Raw genomic sequence first — 17,002 nt, 5'->3', positions numbered from 1 at the left:
CGTCAGCCAAGGGCAGCTTCAATAGCGGTTTTATAGACGTTCTCATCCGGCAAGGTGACGTTGTTGAACGCCTCTTGCACCTTGTAAACCGTGGTCGAATGTGGCGGCAGTGCCTTCAGCGGCACCGTGGTCCCGTCGATGATGCCGGCTTCTTCGTGTTCATAGGCAAGGAACGTGATCGACGCCGGTTGCAAGGCATAGCGGATCAAACCACCAACGCCACCAAGGCGGGCCATGATCCGCGTGTAAACAGGTTGCGGGCAGACGAAGAACAAGCCTTTTCGGCACAACGCTTCACGTTGCAGCACCTGGCCCTTGTAGATCAATTGGGGAAGGATGCGCTTATTGACGTTTTCCCAGTTCAGGCCGGCAGTGGTCGCCGGGTTCGTGCGTTCCGGCGTGAGCAGGGCTTCCCGACCGTTACGGTAGTTGCCCGTTGTGTCAATGGTCTGCACTTCAACAGCGACAAACTCTTTCAGTTTGCCATTGGCATCAAGCAACGCCAGCACCCAATCCACGAAGTAACTGCCCGCGCCGTCCTTTTGCGGCAATCGCAACTCGCCGCCCCAGCGTTTGCCGAACACGGCTACGACCGGCGCTTGTTTCGCCCGCGCCCGTGCTGATGCTTGCCGACCCGCGATCAGCTCTAAATCGTCGTCAAACGCGATCTTTGCCACGTCATACAGGGCACGGTACTTATCTGCGTACAAGCGGATAGGACAGCAAATGACCGGGCCAGAAGTTGCCGGCTTGATGGTGCAAACGCCGGCGATGGCTCCGTCACTCAACCGCTTTTCGCACCCTTCGGACAAGTAGGGGCATTGCTTGTCCGTCGCGGCGGCCACCGCCGCCGGAGAGTGGTCATCGGAGCGATAACCGAAGAACTCCCAAATCTTCCCCGCCACTACGCCACCCGCACTTTGCGCTCGTTCTTGCGGACACTCCCCAGCACATGGGCGATAGCTCGCCCGACGGCTGCGCCCAGCAGCGGCGGCACAGCGTTACCCACCTGTTCGTATTGCTCAACCCGCGACCCGCAGAATACGTAGGAGTCAGGGAAGGACTGGATGCGTGCCGCTTCGCGCACGGTAAAGGCTCTGTCCTGCTCGTAATGGAAGTAAGCGCCCCAATGTGGATCGCACTTGGTCAGGATGGTGGATGCGAGGCCGTCAGGATTGACCCGACCGTAACGCTTCGTGTGGTCACTGCGCCGCGCCATGCGCATCCCGCGTGGCAACAGTGCATCGGGAATGTCCGTCCAGTTCCCGCCCGGCGGAATGTGCGTCATGCGTTCAAGGTTGATCTTGCTTAACCGGGCGGCCTCGTGACACGTCACGCCCGTTGAACCCGCCCGCATTACTTGTTGATACGGATTGTCCGCCGGGTGCCGGTAGTCTTTGACCCGTTCGCCAATCTCGCCGTTGCGCAGGGCCGGTAAGTCACCAATGGCATCCTTGACCGTGACGTGTGACGGCAACTCCAGGGAGCGCGGTAAGTTCACTAAGTTTTTCCCGGCGAATTGCGAGGTGAAATTCACCCGAACCGGCGCATGGCGCAGCGGTTCCGGGAATAGCGTCGTCGGATCGACCCCGCAACGGCTGCCAAGGATGATCGTGCGCCAGCGGGTTTGCGGCACGCCGTAATGCGGCGCGTACAGAATCCGCACGTCGGCGTCGTAGCCGAGCTGCTTCAATGACTCCAGGATCGCATCCAGCGTTGCGCCGCCTTCAAACGAGACCATGCCTGGGACGTTCTCGATCAAGACCGCGCGGGGCTGAAATTCGGTGACAAATCGCAGGTATTCGCGGAACAGGTGGTTCCGTGAATCCTCGGTGGAACGCTTGGGCGCGTTGATCGAAAAGCCTTGGCAGGGCGGGCCACCGGCAATCAAATCCAATTCGCCCCGCTGCAAGCCCAATAGCTTTCGGACTTTGCGTGCATCGACCTTGCGAATGTCCCGGCTATCGACCTGCGTGGCCGGATGGTTGGCGGCGTAGGTTTGCGCATAGCGCGGGGAAATCTCGTTTGCGTAAAGCGACGTGAAACCGGCTTCGCGCAGTCCTTCGGACAGTCCGCCCGCACCTGCAAACAAGTCGAGCGAGGTCAAGCGCCCTTCCAAAGAATTAAGTTGGCTCATATCGCCTTTCTCTTGGTTGATTGACGTGGCTTCCTGGCTGCTGGTGCCGTGAACATGTCGGGTTGCAAGCCGCCTTGATGCCGGTCGGCGAATGCCTGCATGAACTCGCGCAACACTTCCGACGCACTCCTGTTTTCGGCCAAGCAAGCTCCTTGGAACGCCTCGCGGAGGTCCCTCTCAACACGGATACGGAGGCCAGCGTCTTTGCTCGACATATGGCGACAGTATCTCATGGATACACGTTTGTGTATCCAAAAATTGAGGCATGGTTTACCTATCTCACTGGCGACAGGCCCGTGCGCCTGATCAGCTCGCTTTGCCACCATCGGCGGCCCGCACGAGGGTCGTCAAGCGCTTAACCTGACTGGTGCTGCACTCGGCCAGCCTCGGCGTATCGGCAATGCTATGGCCGCTTGAGCGCAGGGCGGCAATGCGTTCATGCATGGCGTTGTCGGTCGACCGACCGGCGTACCTGGGGTCGCCTCAGAAGTGATAGCACCGACGAGCCCACTTGGCTGCGCGCGACAACACCACGCCGAACATCAACGCATAGACGCCCACCACCAGCGCCGCGTAGGCAAGGAGCGCGGCCCATGGCGGCACCACCGGAAAGATGGTCATGTAGTAGTTGTCGGCCCGGCCAGACGAGAGAGCGAGCGCGATCAGCAGGGGGCCTGCGGCCAGGATGGCGAGGCCCCCACCGAAAGCAACCCAACCACGGGCCGACTCGCGCATGTGATGGGAGTCGTCGTACCGACGGGTCAACCACGCATAGATTTCAAGCATTCAAGCTCCTTGTCAGGTCGTTGCGGGGATTGTACAAACAGGGCTGTGTATTTGAACAGTACCCCTCTTTGGTCTCTTTCGCTTCATGGCTCCGCGTACATCCAAAGTCGGCGACCTTTCCGTGGTGGTGGTCGGTCCACGCACCCTGGTCCGCCGTGGGTCGGTCGTTGCCGTGCTGGAAAGAGCCCACCAACACAAACGGATCGCCAGAGTCATTCACGGGGGCACGCCTGGCCCAGAGTTGTTCGCGGCACAGTGGGCCGCCGACCTGGGACTCGAAGCGATCTGCTGTGCCGCGGACTGGGTACAGCATCAGGAGCTGGCCGCTGTCGACCGCAATCGAAGGATGATCGTGGACTACTCGCCCGACGGCGTGATCATCTTCCCCGGGACTTTGTTCGGCGACGACCTCGCCGCTCGTGCCGGCGCAGCCAAGATCCCTGTGTGGCGTCCTCGTGTGCGTGAGCGATAGGCGCTGGTGTTGACAGCCGAAATCGGCGCTGTTACTCTTTCCGCGTGATCTGCCCTCGGGCACCACGCGGCACCTCAACTCCTGGAAGGTGCACGGTCTGACTCCCAAGGTCGGCCTGGAGTTTCTGTCCTTCGTAACCCAGATCGGGATGTTCTCGCTTCCCGATCTTGGCCTTACGGCTGGGCTTGGGTATGCGCGTTCTCCTGGTCTTCAACTTTTTTGGAGATCTTTGAAATGAACGCCTCTTCTTCTACCCAAGCTTCCCACTTCAATCTGCACGTCTCTGGCATCGGTTACCTCAACCGTGTCCGCTGGGTGTCGCCAAAGCAACGTGGTCGCAGTGCTGAACCGTTCCTGGCCTGCAGCATTTCGGCGCTGCGTGGCAATGCGCAAGCACCGGACTACACCTACTTCGACCTGCGGGTCTCTGGCCAGGAAGCGGCCGAACTCGTCGAGAAGTGCATGGAAGACGTCGATCAAGACCGCAAGGTCGTGATCTCGTTCAAGGTCGGGGACATCTACCCGCACCAGTACGAACGCGATGTGAAGGAGAACGGTCGCAAGACCGGAGAGAAGGAAATGGCGTGCCTCATCAAAGGTCGCCTGCTCCTGATCAACACCATCACCGTCGACGGAGCCCGTGTGTACGAGCGTGAGGCTGCTGCGCACGCAGAGCCTGGTGCCGACGACCATGCCGATGACATCCCGCCGCAAGGCTCGGATGACAGCGTGCTGGACGGCGGCGAGCAATCGCAGGATGAACCCGCGCCAGCGAGTGCAGAACAGGCCCGTCCTGTTCAACGCATCCAGGCACTGGCTCCCGCGAATGCACCTCGGCCTTCTCTTTCGCGGCACCGCACGGGTGCGCGTGAAACGGCGACAGCCTAGGCTGATCGCACTCTGAAACCCTCGCACCGCTTCGGCGGTCGAGGGTTTTTTCATGGCCTTTTGTTATTGCAAACCCGCGCGGTGTCGAGATACCGCGCAGGGCGGGGTGTCTCCGAACGCGCTTTTTCTCTGGAGATTTCCCATGGCTACCAAGACTGACTCAGACGACGGTGTTCTCGACTTTCGCCGCTACGGCTACCTGACCTACGCAGGTTGCGCACGCCGCGCCGAAGTGCAGGTCCTGAAGTCCCACGCGGGCTGGTACATCGGCACCGTCAACGAAGACGGACTGCCGTGTGCCCGGGAAAGCCAGGAATACTGGCCGAGCGAAGAGCTTGCTCTGGCGGCGTTGACGAACGACACCTGGACGCAGAAGAACTGGCCATGACTGACGCAGTCAAGGTTCGGCTCACTGGGTACCAGGCGTTGATCCAAGAGGCGACCGGGGTGACCGACCGGGAGCACATCGAGCGCATCGAGGACACGATGCGCCATGTGATCTTTCACAGCACCCTGAGCTGGCAAACGCGCGAGCAGCTCATGCAAGGCGCGCGCGAGGCCCTGCAAATCATCACTCTCGTCTGAACGACGTTTCTTCAACCGACCCCACGTGCCGCAAGGCCGTGGGGTTTCTCTTTTTCTAGACATCTGACATGAAAACTCTCACGCCTCACCAGGGCTACTGGCTCAAGAAACTGGGTTTGCATCGCGGCTCGCCGCGCCTTTGGTTTGAAACAAATCGTCTGGGGTCGGCTGGCCTTCTTCCAGGCAGTCGATTCGATGTGGTGGCACTGGAACATGGCATCAAACTGGTGCCGAACTTACACGGTCAGTACGGGGTGAGCAGCAAGGAACGCAATGGCCGACAGCTGCCGGTCATCGACATCAACAGTCGGGAGGTGCTGGCGCCTCTTGGTGAACAACAGGTGGTCCGTGTGGTTGTGAGACTTGACGGCATCTTCGTGCTGCGCGTGGCATCGGAGCAGGCCAAGGCCGAGCGGATCAAGCGTCTGCAGACCAAACTCGCTACCGGCGAGCAGCTGGCCAGCGCCAGCATTGCACATGGTGCTGGTGTGCTGTCCAACGTGGCGCACGCCGGATTCAAGGACGCCGGGATCGAGCTGGACATGAAGGTGCTCTGCGAGATCGACGCGGCCTACGTCGAGCAGTCGCTCAACTGCAATCCGGTCAGTGCAAACGCCACACCCTTCTGTGCCCCCATCCAGGAGCTGGTGCAGGACGAATGGCTGATGCGCCAGGTGCCTCGGGTCGAAGTGCTGGAGATGGGCTTGCCCTGCTCAGGCGCATCACGAGCAGGGAAGTCCAAGCGTGGCCTGTCCATGATGGAAGACCACCCGGAGGTCGGGCATTTGATCTATGCCGCCCTGGCGCTGATCCAAAAGCTCCAACCTGCAGCCATCGTTCTGGAGAACGTCGAAGACTACCGGGTCAGCGCTTCCGCGCAGATCCTGCGGTCCCAGCTCCGGGACATGGGCTACCAGGTGCGCGAGCACGTCCTGCGTGCCCGTGACTTCGGGTCGCTGGAAAACCGGGTGCGTTGGGCCCTTGTGGCCACCACCGACGGATTGCCAGTGGTCGAGTCAGTCTCCCCACAGGGATCGGAGCCCGGGATCACCCTCGGGGCATTGCTCGATGACGTGGATGCCGACGCACCGTGCTGGTCGTCCATGGAGTACCTCAAAAGCAAAGAGGCCAGGGACTTGGCCGAAGGCAAGGGCTTTGCCATGCAGTTGGTCGACGCGAATTCCACCAGCGTGCCAACGATCCGCAAGGCGTACAACAAGGGCGGCTCGACCGACCCGTATGTCCGGCATCCTACCGATGCGAGGCTGTTGCGCAAATTGACCCCCGCAGAACACGCAAGGATCAAAGGCGTTCCGGAAACGCTGATCAGTGGGATGTCGGCGACGGGGGCCCACGAGGTGTTGGGGCAGGGCGTTGTCTGTGCTCCGTTTCGGGCGCTGTTTCAAGAACTGGCCGAGTGCTTCAAGCGTCTTCGGGATCACGGCCCGGTTTGGATCGGTGAGTGCACTTGCGCCCACCGGTTGACCGGCGCCATCGGGTAGCTGCCACCAGGCACACCTGGCCTTCAGGGCGGGGGGCCTGGTGCTCCCGCACCACGCCGGCCAGTCAGGCGAGCAGGCGCCGCATCGCGTCAGGGCACACACAAAATTGATGCGTTGCGGTATCCTCAAGACTTTCCGAGCGTTCACCGGCATCGCTTCAAAGAGCCGGAGCCAGCACTGCTGGCACATGATCCACGTCAACCCCTGAAGCGTGGACGCTCCTTCGGGAACCGGGGTTTCTGTCCTCACTGGTCGCCTCGCTGATGCACACCTCGACGCCAGACCAGCAAAGCTGCCAGGTCGGAAGCCTGTCAGTTCTGTAGAAGCTCGGAGGCGCCGACCCGCTCCCTTGTGGGTCGGCCGTTTCCTTGTAATTGCACTTCACTGTTTTTCAACCCTGTCGGGATGCATCTCCCGGCACGGTGCTGGTGTGTGCTCCTGGCGTTTTCTCATCAGGAGCACACACCATGATCAAGTGCCAAGGCACGCTTCGCATCAAGAAGATTCGACAGAGCCGAAACGGCGCGTTCTGTATCGCGGACCTGGCCACCGACTTCGGTGAGTTCAAGGTCAAGGACCCCATGCTCGACCAGTTCGAGGAAGGGGAATACCAGGGGACCGTGTGGATCAGCGAGATCTACATGTCCCAGTACATCTCGTATGGCAAGGCTGTGACCGAGCTGCGCGCTCGGCTGCATGACCTGCAGGTGGATTCAGAAGATCGCAAGCCGGTGCGCTCCAACGAGCACAGCGAGCCAGATCCCATTGACGAGGTGCCGACCCCTCAGGTTCCCCCGAAAGCGTCCCAGAAGCCCGCCACGCGGACCAACTGGGCCGACATGAGGGGCAACCGGCTGGGCAAGGAAGCCACATCGGTGTCGGAGAAAGACGCTGGCCAAGCGGTTGCGCAAGCCGGCCAATCGACCGGCGACATTGAACTCTTTGGCCAGGAGCTGGCCACGCAGATCGAAAACCACCAGGCCGTGAAGCTGGACCCGACGGTAGACCGTGTGTTGTTCCGCAAGCAAACTGCGGGCTTGAAGGCACGGGGATACACCTTCGACTCGAAACAACAGACCTGGATCCATCCAGGCGCGTAACCATGTCGTCTGACGGCCCACTGAGGTGGGCTGTCCTCTGGGGCCAACGGACTCCAGTGGACAGCCCATCCCTGCGACTTTCTGGTTAGCAGGTGGGAAGCAAAACGGCAAACTTGGGTGGCTGCAACCTGATGTGCGGCGGCTTTGCGGCTTGAGCGGACGGGGGGACGCAAACCTCCGACCAGACTCCCGCGCCTTTTTTTGATCGCCTGGACCCTCAGCTTTCGGCGATCCGTGCCTGCCGACACACTGGCAATGCGCGAGGGGGTGAAAGTAGAATGATTCTGTTCAAACTCGGAGCCCAGATGGGTTCCCGCAGCATCCCTGACAACAGGGTGTTTCGGGAAACCATCTGACCAATACCAAGATTGGTTTCAACGCACGATCAACTCTGCAATCGTGCGCAGCGAGCAACCGCTGGAGTTCATGTCTTTCATCAACCCCCTGGGGACTCTCATGTCCCCCCTGGGGTCTGGGCGTCTCCATTTTTATGGAGTCAACATGTCCCAACTCTCCCAAGGAAACCGGCGCTCGCTGTATGCGATCTTCCTGGCGTGGCTGTCACAGGCTTCGACGAAGGAGACCGATCAGCTCGACGAGCTGCTGGACAAGCACCCTCCCCAGGGTGCGCGTTCGGTGCTCACGCTGGTCAGCAATTGCCTGGACGATCCGGTTCTTCGGCCGCAACTGCCGAAGAACCTGGCTCTACGACTGCAAGCGGTGAATTGGCTGCAGGGCGGATTTGCCGTCCGAGCCGTTTGAGTTCCTGCCAGGCTGCTTCCCCGTCCGGGTCTTCCAGCAAACGGGCTACCTCGGCCTCCAGGTCGCGGTGGCCGCCTTCAATCACCACCCATCGCGATGTATCGGTCATGCCGAGAGTGTCGCAGGTTCAACCAAGGGAAATCATCATGAGCACCACACTACCGATGCAACCTCGAAACGTGAAGATAGCGGTGGACGTTCCTGTCGAAAAACAAGAGCAGTTCCACCGACTCTGGATGCAGATCCTCAGTGATGAGGAGGCTCCCATCAATCAGCAGATTCGCGCGGAGGATGCCAAGCGCGAGGACGTCATGGCCAAAGGAAAAGCGGCGCTGTTTCGGCTGTACGGCATTGCCCAGGGAGACACCGGTCAGTGCCGCGTCATCGCGCGGTTTCTGGCAGGGCTGTACAACGGCACGCGCTTCCCCTTCGACCTGACGGACTTGCGGACGATTGACGGCAATCTCTTCGAGGACTGCATGTCAACGCTGCGAATGGATGCAAGGCACTGCGTCCAGGAGGTGCACAACTACTTCGACGACGGCGGACGCCGTTGGGAAAACATGATCCGGGACTGGAAGCTGGAGACCGCATCCAAGACCTGACTCGATAGTTCATCAACCCCGGATGGGATCACACGATCCCTTCGGGGGCGGTGGTCCCACCTTTGTTAAATCAAGGAGAGATCACCATGAACGTTAACGACGTTCAACCCACTTTGCCCACCCTGGGCGAAGAAGTGCAGCAAGTGATGCTGGGTGCCGTGAAAGCGGCATCCCAGAACAAGCAAGCTTCGGAGCGCATCGAAGCCATGAAGGGCGTGACACGCCAGGAATGGAAGGACGCTGCGCGCGCGCTGTTGATGTCTCGCAAGACCGCAGTGCTTGAAGCGCTCTCGCTGGCCAGCCTCGAAGCGGTGGCTTTCGGTCACATCGACATGCGTGATGTTCTGCATCATGTGGTGGACGTGGCCGAGGAGCACGCTGCCGAGAAACGGATTCGTGACATCGCCAGCCAGCGACTGAACATGGACCTCGATGAACAAGGGTCGGCCTTGCACAGCCTGGAGACAGGTCTGCTGCACGACGCCCTGATGGAAGCCTACATCTCGGGTCAGAACTCCCGTACTGCCTGAGCCTTTTCAACCCACCCCGGACGGGACGACCCGTCCGGGCGTCCCTTGTCCTCTTTTTCAAGGAGACGCACATGGCGTTGCTTTTCTCTCGGCTGGCCAACAACTACGTCAAGGCCGGCTACTACCCCACCGACGAGGACACCCTCTCTCGTGTGATTTCGGCGTTGGCACCACCTTCGAAGGCTGGCACGCTGCGCTTGCTGGACCCGTGCTGTGGCACTGGTGCGGCTCTTGCCGACATTGCCACGGGCCTGCAGGACGTGCTGGAGATGTCCCAGTCCCGCAGCCAGGTCGAAACCCTGGGTGTCGAGTTCGACCGCGAACGCGCCTGGGAGGCCAAGAAGCTTCTGGGCCGTGTGTTGCATGCCGACGTTCACGATGTGGTCGTCAAACCGCGTTCGGTGAGCCTGCTGTTTCTCAACCCACCCTACGGCTTTGGCGTCAGCGATGCCGCGAACCCGGATCGCAACAACCTCGACGCGAAAGAAAAAGCGGAGCGGCTGGAGCGCACCTTCCTGAAGAAAACTGTGGGCACGTTGATGCCCGGTGGCGTGCTGGTCTACATCGTGCCGTTCTACGCGCTCGATGACGAGATCAGAACCTACCTGGCCCGCAACTTTCGCAACTTGCGGTTCTTCATGGCACCGGAGAAGCAGTTTCAACAGTGCGTCATCTTTGGCATCAAGGTCAAGCCCGGACACCCCGACAAGGAAACCCTGGCGCAGCTGACCCGGGCCCAAGCTGGCGAACTGGCGGAACAGGTGCTTCCTGTGGAGTGGTTGGAGCAGCCCTACGAGCTGCCGGCCGCGCCGGCGGAAGAGTTCGACTTTCGGGCGGTTCGGATCGACGCAGAGCAGTTGCAAGAAGAGCTGCAGCGCTTTGACAGCAGCCTTCTGTGGTCGCAGTTCAACCAGCATTTCAACCAGGTCAAGGCGACGCATCGCAGGCCGTTGCGAGATCTCAGCCGTTGGCACCTGGCGTTGGCCCTTGCGGCAGGTCAGGTGACAGGGATGGTGAGGTCCAAGACGGGCAGGGCGTTGCTGATCAAGGGCGATACCTTCAAGAAGAAGGACCGAAGCGTGAGCATGGAGACCGACGAGAAAGGCAACGTGAGCCAGACGATCACCATGATCGACCGGTTCGTGCCCGTGATCACGGCCATCGAGTTCACACCAGGTCCTGACCTTGGTCGAATCATCCGCATCAGTTGAAGGAGGATGCACATGCCTATGACCATCGACATGACGCCGAGCTGGGGTGAACTGGGCCTGCTCGTCAAACGGCTGGCCTTCAGCGCGGAAGACAAGGCACTGCGTCACATCTGGCCCGAGGTGGCGAAGGCCTTCGCGTCTGCGCAGGCTCTGAGCAACCTCATGCAAGGACTGTCTGAAAGAGCAACGGGCCATCGTCGCCAAGACGATGTATGACGAACTGGTCAAGCAAGGCTACGATCCGAGCAAAGAAGGAGGTAGCCTGTGAAAGATTGGAACGTCTACGCCGAAGGGGAGCACATCGGCACTGTCAGTGAAGACACGGAGGAACTGGCGCGCTGCGCCGCTCTGTCCAAGTACAGCATCAGCGCCGAGGAGTTCGAGGCCCGAGAGGCCGCAGGATTGGCCGTCAAGGGCATCCCGCCCGACTGGGACTTTCATGTGACTCCGGTCTGAGCCGGTACAACAACAAGGCCGGCTCGCACCGGCCAGCGGAACCCAGAAGGGTTCCCCAAGCGGCCCTGCAGGCAGGGTGTTTGGGGAAACCATCTGACCACAACCAGGATTGGTTTCGACGCGCGATCAACTCTGCAATCGCGCGCAGCGGGCAACCGCTGGAGTTCACGTCATCACCAACCCCGTGGGGCATCGCGTCCCTTCGGGGGCCGTGCTTCACTTTTTCAGGAGAAGCACATGGACATTGAGTTCACAGAACTGCGCAGGCTCCCCGACCGGGAACTGTTGCACCGCGTCGTCGGAGACGGCGCTTTGGGTATCACCAGTTTGGCAAGGGCCTTCGGCCTGCAACTCGGTGATGACACGGGATACATGAGCGGCAGCGGCCATCAGCTCTTGCTGTGTGCCCGTGAATTGATGAGTCGGGCACTGGCCGAGAGTATCCAATGCCGGCCGACGCTGGGCCAGCCTCGTGCTGTCCAGGACTTTCTGCGTTTGAAGATCGGCGGCTTGCCCTACGAGTGCTTCTGGGTTCTCTTCATGGATTCCCAGGTGCGGTTGATTCGCGCCGAGGAGCTGTTTCGGGGGACCCTGACGCAGACATCGGTGTATCCGAGAGAGATCGTTAAGCGGGCGCTGCACTTCAACGCTGCATCGGTCATCTTGGCGCACAACCACCCGTCCGGGATCAGCCAACCGTCCAGAGCTGATGAAGCGCTGACGAACGCCATCAAAGCGTGTCTCTCCCTGGTGGACGTGCGCGTGCTTGATCACATCATCGTCGGAGAGGGCGAAAGTGCATCCATGGCCGCCATGGGCCTGATGTGACCCCGCTCCGTAGTTCCTAAACCCCTGCGCCTTGCGCGCATTTCCGTTTCTTTCCCAGCCCGGCGGGCCACCCGCCTCGGCGGTGGTTCGCCTTTCTTTCACCTCAAAGGAGTACCACCATGCAAGAAGTTCAGTCCCAAGCCCAAGTTCAAACCCATACCTACCGCGACCGCGATGGTTGGCATGCCAAATCCGAATTCAACGTCAACGCCACGCGCGTGCTCAAGCTGACCACCAGCAAGGTGATCGGCGGCACCGGGATGCGCACGTCGGCCACGGTCTGGAACGCAGATGCCGGCGGCATGCTCCGTCACGCCATGGCCTTCGGCGGTCCTTCCGGGGACTTCTCCGAGACGGTGGCGTTTTCCAAGCCAGCGCGGGTGACCGAGGCCATCGTGACGGCGCAGCACCAGGCGGCGCTAGCTCAACTGTCCCGGGTGCTGGTGGCCATCGAGCGCCACTATGCCCAGGGCAAGACGGCCAGTGAGACCGTTGCCGCTGAGTTGGACCAGACCGGCGCCACGCCGGTCTGAGTTCGTTTTTCATCAACCCTCACGGGATCACACCCGTGGGGGTGTCCCGTGGTTTCAGGAGAAACCATGTACCAAGTTGAAGAGTTCCCGGAGATCTGGGTCGACGGCTGTCTCAGAAACAGCGACGGCCGGCTGATGTTCCTCTCGCTCTACGGCCGAGACGGCTCCATCATGCAATTCCTCTCCGCCCTGGAGCTGGGACACACGGAGCGCGGTGTCGATCGCTTCCATCTGGTGGGCGCTGGCCAGCGCCATCCCACTGAGGTTGAGAACACGGACCGCCTGGCCAAGCACTCGGTGCGCTTGCCACGGCAGAACCTGTTCGGCCAGTTGAGCCACATGTGGCTCTACGACAAAGCGCTGCAAAAGCCCGACCGGGCCAACCGCATTGCCTGGGTGATGCACCAGCGCCCGCCGGCGGGCGCCAACGCGTCAGAAGCCAACAATGCAGACCCGAGAGAGGAGCGACTCTGGCGCACCGTGCTCGATCTCTGTCCGGTGGCACTCCTGGAGCATTGGCGGGAGCCAGTGCTGACCTGGTGCCGCGAGAAGCGTGCCATTGAAATGCTCGACGACCCGGTGTACCCGGCCATCGGGCGCATTGAAGCCACACGGGTGAGCCTGAGCGATCACTTCGTTCAGTTCGTCAGTGACGGGGTGCGCAGCGGCCTGCTGACCCCCTGAGTTCTTGAAACCACCTTGCCCGCCCCCGGGTGTGCAGGGCAGCTCGAACACGCCGGCACCGACTCTGCCGGCATCCCCCTCATCACAAACCACCGCTGGAACGCCCAGAAGGGCGTCCAGCAGCTTTTTCCATGGAGAAACACATGAGCGACACCACCACCCTTGAAAACGCCTCTGACGCCGATCTGGCCGTCCTCGACGACACCGTCGTGGAGTCGACGCCTGTCGGTCCCACCAGTGACCAGGTCAGCCTGAGCCAGTTCATCGACGAGTTCGGGGACGGCCTGCTCAGCCAGGTCAAGTCCCAGAACCCGGCAGTCTTCGATCCCGAGCTGGAAAAGCAGGGCGATGTCTACCAGCGCCGCCAGACGTTCATGGAGGCACTCAAGCGCAAACCCTTCCAGGCGCAGGCCGATGCCGTGCAGGCTGTCGTCAAGCTCCTGGTGGACCACAACCACCCCTCGGCCGTGATCAATGCGGAGATGGGCACGGGCAAGACCATGATGGCCATCTGCGCGGCAGCGCTGCTGCAGCAGACCCACCCTCGAACCATCGTCATCTCGCCGCCCCACCTGGTCTACAAATGGCGGCGCGAGATCCTGGAGACCGTGCCTGGTGCCAAGGTCTGGATTCTCAACGGCCCGGACACGCTGCGAAAGCTGCTGATGCTGCGCAAGGCCATTGGCCTGAAGACCATTCAGCCCGAGTTCTTCATCCTCGGCCGTGTGCGCATGCGCATGGGCTTCCACTGGAGAGCCGCCTTCATGACCCGTCGGACCCTGTTCGACGGTCAGGCCCTGGAGGTGGCAGCTTGCCCGGACTGCATGCGGCCGATCACGCGAGAGGATGGCGATGGCCACCCCATGCCGGTCTCTGCAGCGTTGGCCAATGCCATCCTGTCGGACAAGCGCCTGAAGTGCCAGCACTGCGGCAGCGCCCTCTGGACGCTGATTCGCTCGGGCCGAGCCATCGAGTCCATGCACGACCTGGTGCTGGGCGCCTTGAAGCAGATGCCCACCATTGGCGAGAAAACGGCCCAACGACTGTTGAACGCTTTTGGTGAGGACATGCTGGGGGCCATGCTTGGAGACAACGTCTATGAGTTCCTGAACCTCATGGACGAGAACGGTGACCTGGTGTTTTCTGATCGGCAGGCCTCGCGCATGGAGCGCAGCCTGGCCAACTTCGAGTTCAGCATCGGCGAGGGCGGCTACCAGCCCACCGAGTTCATCAAACGCTACTTCCCCAGAGGCTATTTCGGGTTGCTGGTGGTCGATGAAGGGCACGAGTACAAGAACGAGGGTTCGGCCCAGGGCCAGGCCATGGGTGTTCTCGCCAGCCAGTGCCAGAAAACGGTGTTGCTGACGGGCACGCTCATGGGCGGCTATGCCGATGATCTGTTCCACCTGCTGTGGCGCCTGAACCCGGGCGCCATGATCGAAGACGGGTTCAAGCCGTCCAAGTCCGGCTCCATGGCCAATGCCACGATGGGCTTCCTGCGCGAGCACGGGGTCTTGAAGGACATCTACAAGGAGTCGAGCGACTCGTCGCACCGCACCGCCAAGGGCAAGGCCCTGACGGTGCGCACCAGCAAGGCACCAGGCTTCGGCCCGGTTGGCATCATGCGCTACGTGCTTCCCTGCACGGTGTTCCTGAAGCTCAAGGACATCGGGCAGAAAGTGCTACCACCCTACGAAGAGCGCTTTGTCGACGTCGCCATGACGCCGGCACAGCAGGCGGCATACGACACCATGTCGCGCAGTCTCATCAAAACGCTCAAACAGGCGCTGGCCCTCAAGGACAGCTCCCTTCTGGGCGTGGTGATGAACGTGCTGCTGGCCTGGCCAGATTGCTGCTTTAGGCCGGAGGTGGTTCGCCACCCACGGACGAAGACACTGCTGTACAGCCAGGCGGCTGTGTTCGCGGACGGGGAGGTCACTCCCAAGGAAGCGCACCTGCTGCAGCTCTGCAAGGACGAGAAGGCCCTGGGCCGTCGGGTGCTTGCGTACACGGTGTATTCCGGTACGCGGGACACCACCTCGCGCCTGAAGGTCCTGCTTGAAGCACATGGTCTGAAGGTGGCGGTGCTGCGCGCCAGCGTGGATGCCGCCAAGCGTGAGGACTGGGTGGCCGACCAGGTCGAACGCGGCATCGACGTGCTCATCTGCAACCCCGAACTGGTCAAAACCGGTCTGGATCTGCTGGAGTTCCCGACCATCGCGTTCATGCAGTCCGGCTACAACGTCTACACCGTCCAGCAGGCGGCAAGGCGGTCGTGGCGGATCGGGCAAAAGCAGGAGGTCAAGGTGTATTTCCTGGGCTATGCCGGCAGCTCGCAGATGGAGTGCCTCAAGTTGATGGCCAAGAAGATCGCGGTGTCCCAGTCCACGTCGGGCGACATGCCCGACAGCGGCCTGGATGTGCTCAACGACAGCGGCGACAGCCTGGAAGTGGCGCTGGCCAAGAAGCTTCTTGCTGAGGCGTGATGCCTCTTCTGATCTCAGCCCGGACCTCACCGTCCGGGCTTTTTTTCCGTAGCATAGATCAAATGGGGGATGGAGACTACATAGATTGACAGCCCTGGTCTCAAGGTTACTTCGGTCCTGTTCTCAGAATCATGGTCAAAGACGATTTGAAGGTCAGGAGGGGGGTAATGAGTCCAGGCGAGGCGCTGGAGGCGTATATTTTTTTTCTTCGCCACGAACGTGGCTTGGCGGAGCGTTCAATACGTGCAGCGGTTTCGGTCCAGGGCTCTTGGGAAGCGTGGCTTCGGAGAAACGCTTTCGAGCGAAATTGGCTCCAAGCGACACCTGGGGACATGAACAAATTCCTTGGTGATCGGCATCACCTGGCTGATCAGACCATCGGTGTAATCCGTTGGCACCTCAAGTCCATTTACGCCTGGCTACACAGGGAAGGCCATGCTCTGGCGAACCTCGCACTGAACTTGGCCTCGCTGGCCCGTTCACCCAGGGCAAAGACGCCGTGGTTCGTGCCCACCTATGAGCAATTGCAAAGAATGATGGAATTGCCTGATCCTGTCAGCCTCGACGGGATACGCGACCGAGTCATGCTGGAACTGCTTTACGCAACTGGGATTCGCTCGCACGAGCTGCTGAGCATGCAGGTGCATAGTGTGTGGCCATCTGAACGGCGAGCGGCAGTCGTGGGCAAGGGGAACAAGGAGCGCCTCGTGGTCTTGAATGAGTCGGCCGCGAAGTGGCTCAGCTACTACCTAAAAGTCGTACACCCAAGGCTCTTGCGCAGACGACGCCTGGCAGCCCTTCCATCCGGGGGAGACAGGTGCGTTTTTCCGTCAACGAAAACGCCAGCTTCTTTGAGCTACGGCACGCTACGAGCTCGGATCAAGGAATATGCGTTGAAGGCGAACATGCCACTGCTTACAGCCCACACACTCCGTCGAGCCTTTGCGACTCATCTGTATCAAGGGGGAGCAGATCTGCGATCTATTCAGCTTCTTCTGGGCCATGCCCACTTGGCCACTACCACTTTGTATACGCAGGCACTGACGCCACGATTGCACGAAATCATCGAACGACACCACCCCCGTGGGCACCTGTACGGTCGACTATGAGCAGTCCACATCAAATAGATGTTTTGTCGGCCCGTCCTGAAGCCAGTTATCTCCTCGCAACATCATGAAAAGTGTTGCTTACCGCCAGAGTAAAACCAGAGGCAGGTATAGTTAAGGGTTGTAGGACGCCCTCCCGTGCAGGCGCGCCGACAACTCACGCTTACCACCAAGGGTGGGCGTCGTACAAGCCTCTAGGGAGGAAACCGCGGTGAGTACCAATCTGGGCGTACCAGTTGGCAGCTATGGTGATTTGACGGAGTGCAGTGTTGCGGGGAGCGGTATTTGCGCCGCCTGATCCCGGAGTGATGTCGTCAATGCCGAGTGCCGC

The 17,002-nt window shown here is 60.8% G+C and carries 20 protein-coding genes; 17 read left to right on the top strand and 3 right to left on the bottom strand.

The window, feature by feature from the left end:
- Positions 1 to 2 precede the first annotated feature (2 nt).
- The 3 genes from HPF_RS11790 to HPF_RS11775 all read right to left on the bottom strand — a co-directional run bounded on the left by HPF_RS11790 (position 3) and on the right by HPF_RS11775 (position 2,923).
- Positions 3 to 905 (bottom strand): NotI family restriction endonuclease, encoded by a 903-nt coding sequence (locus HPF_RS11790; protein ID WP_133156707.1) that lies wholly within the window; start codon positions 903 to 905, stop codon positions 3 to 5.
- The gene (locus tag HPF_RS11785) at positions 905 to 2,107 is read right to left on the bottom strand and encodes a DNA cytosine methyltransferase (protein ID WP_207959142.1); all 1,203 of its coding nucleotides are present in this window, start codon (positions 2,105 to 2,107) and stop codon (positions 905 to 907) included. Before HPF_RS11785 ends, HPF_RS11790 begins: the two co-directional genes overlap by 1 nt.
- 513 nt (positions 2,108 to 2,620) lie before the next feature.
- Positions 2,621 to 2,923, bottom strand: coding sequence for a hypothetical protein (locus HPF_RS11775; RefSeq protein WP_133156704.1), 303 nt, complete (start codon positions 2,921 to 2,923; stop codon positions 2,621 to 2,623).
- Between the two features lie 85 nt (positions 2,924 to 3,008).
- On the opposite strand from HPF_RS11775, the gene HPF_RS11770 reads away from it, so the two are divergent.
- The 17 genes from HPF_RS11770 to HPF_RS11690 all read left to right on the top strand — a co-directional run bounded on the left by HPF_RS11770 (position 3,009) and on the right by HPF_RS11690 (position 16,674).
- A complete protein-coding gene (locus tag HPF_RS11770) occupies positions 3,009 to 3,395 on the top strand; it encodes an SLOG family protein (protein ID WP_133156703.1) in 387 nt (128 codons plus the stop codon).
- A 234-nt stretch (positions 3,396 to 3,629) separates the two neighbouring features.
- A complete protein-coding gene (locus HPF_RS11765) occupies positions 3,630 to 4,283 on the top strand; it encodes a DUF3577 domain-containing protein (protein WP_133156702.1) in 654 nt (217 codons plus the stop codon).
- 142 nt (positions 4,284 to 4,425) lie between these two features.
- Complete coding sequence (locus HPF_RS11760) at positions 4,426 to 4,671, top strand: hypothetical protein (RefSeq protein WP_243721560.1); 246 nt, start codon at positions 4,426 to 4,428, stop codon at positions 4,669 to 4,671.
- Positions 4,668 to 4,868, top strand: a complete 201-nt coding sequence (locus HPF_RS11755) for a hypothetical protein (RefSeq protein WP_133156701.1) — start codon at positions 4,668 to 4,670, stop codon at positions 4,866 to 4,868. Before HPF_RS11760 ends, HPF_RS11755 begins: the two co-directional genes overlap by 4 nt.
- A gap of 68 nt (positions 4,869 to 4,936) precedes the next feature.
- Complete coding sequence (locus tag HPF_RS11750; RefSeq protein WP_133156700.1) at positions 4,937 to 6,370, top strand: DNA cytosine methyltransferase; 1,434 nt, start codon at positions 4,937 to 4,939, stop codon at positions 6,368 to 6,370.
- Positions 6,371 to 6,837: 467 nt separating this feature from the next.
- Complete coding sequence (locus HPF_RS11745) at positions 6,838 to 7,470, top strand: DUF3275 family protein (protein WP_133156699.1); 633 nt, start codon at positions 6,838 to 6,840, stop codon at positions 7,468 to 7,470.
- A 501-nt stretch (positions 7,471 to 7,971) separates the two neighbouring features.
- Positions 7,972 to 8,232 carry a hypothetical protein gene (locus HPF_RS11740; protein WP_133156698.1) on the top strand — a complete coding sequence of 87 codons (261 nt, stop codon included), beginning with the start codon at positions 7,972 to 7,974 and terminating at the stop codon, positions 8,230 to 8,232.
- Between the two features lie 146 nt (positions 8,233 to 8,378).
- Positions 8,379 to 8,837 carry a DUF7673 family protein gene (locus tag HPF_RS11735; RefSeq protein WP_133156697.1) on the top strand — a complete coding sequence of 153 codons (459 nt, stop codon included), beginning with the start codon at positions 8,379 to 8,381 and terminating at the stop codon, positions 8,835 to 8,837.
- 86 nt (positions 8,838 to 8,923) lie between these two features.
- Positions 8,924 to 9,367, top strand: a complete 444-nt coding sequence (locus HPF_RS11730) for a hypothetical protein (RefSeq protein ID WP_133156696.1) — start codon at positions 8,924 to 8,926, stop codon at positions 9,365 to 9,367.
- Between the two features lie 71 nt (positions 9,368 to 9,438).
- Positions 9,439 to 10,578, top strand: coding sequence for a DUF6094 domain-containing protein (locus HPF_RS11725; RefSeq protein WP_133156695.1), 1,140 nt, complete (start codon positions 9,439 to 9,441; stop codon positions 10,576 to 10,578).
- A gap of 12 nt (positions 10,579 to 10,590) precedes the next feature.
- A complete protein-coding gene (locus HPF_RS11720; protein WP_133156694.1) occupies positions 10,591 to 10,794 on the top strand; it encodes a hypothetical protein in 204 nt (67 codons plus the stop codon).
- 48 nt (positions 10,795 to 10,842) lie between these two features.
- Entirely contained in the window at positions 10,843 to 11,034 is a 192-nt protein-coding gene (locus HPF_RS11715) for a hypothetical protein (protein ID WP_133156693.1), read from the top strand.
- A 237-nt stretch (positions 11,035 to 11,271) separates the two neighbouring features.
- Positions 11,272 to 11,862, top strand: a complete 591-nt coding sequence (locus HPF_RS11710) for a JAB domain-containing protein (protein ID WP_133156692.1) — start codon at positions 11,272 to 11,274, stop codon at positions 11,860 to 11,862.
- Positions 11,863 to 11,981: 119 nt separating this feature from the next.
- Complete coding sequence (locus tag HPF_RS11705; protein ID WP_133156691.1) at positions 11,982 to 12,395, top strand: hypothetical protein; 414 nt, start codon at positions 11,982 to 11,984, stop codon at positions 12,393 to 12,395.
- Positions 12,396 to 12,461: 66 nt separating this feature from the next.
- Complete coding sequence (locus HPF_RS11700) at positions 12,462 to 13,079, top strand: hypothetical protein (protein WP_133156690.1); 618 nt, start codon at positions 12,462 to 12,464, stop codon at positions 13,077 to 13,079.
- 143 nt (positions 13,080 to 13,222) lie between these two features.
- Positions 13,223 to 15,565: a DEAD/DEAH box helicase gene (locus HPF_RS11695; protein ID WP_133156689.1), complete on the top strand. Its 2,343-nt coding sequence runs from the start codon at positions 13,223 to 13,225 to the stop codon at positions 15,563 to 15,565.
- 332 nt (positions 15,566 to 15,897) lie between these two features.
- Positions 15,898 to 16,674, top strand: a complete 777-nt coding sequence (locus tag HPF_RS11690; protein ID WP_165961693.1) for a tyrosine-type recombinase/integrase — start codon at positions 15,898 to 15,900, stop codon at positions 16,672 to 16,674.
- The last annotated feature ends 328 nt before the right edge of the window (positions 16,675 to 17,002 follow it).

Origin of the sequence: Hydrogenophaga pseudoflava, from assembly GCF_004353865.1 — a bacterium.
Classification (GTDB): domain Bacteria; phylum Pseudomonadota; class Gammaproteobacteria; order Burkholderiales; family Burkholderiaceae_C; genus Hydrogenophaga; species Hydrogenophaga pseudoflava.
The sequence above is the reverse complement of the archived record's forward strand: the minus strand, read 5'-3'. Positions and strand labels throughout refer to the sequence as shown.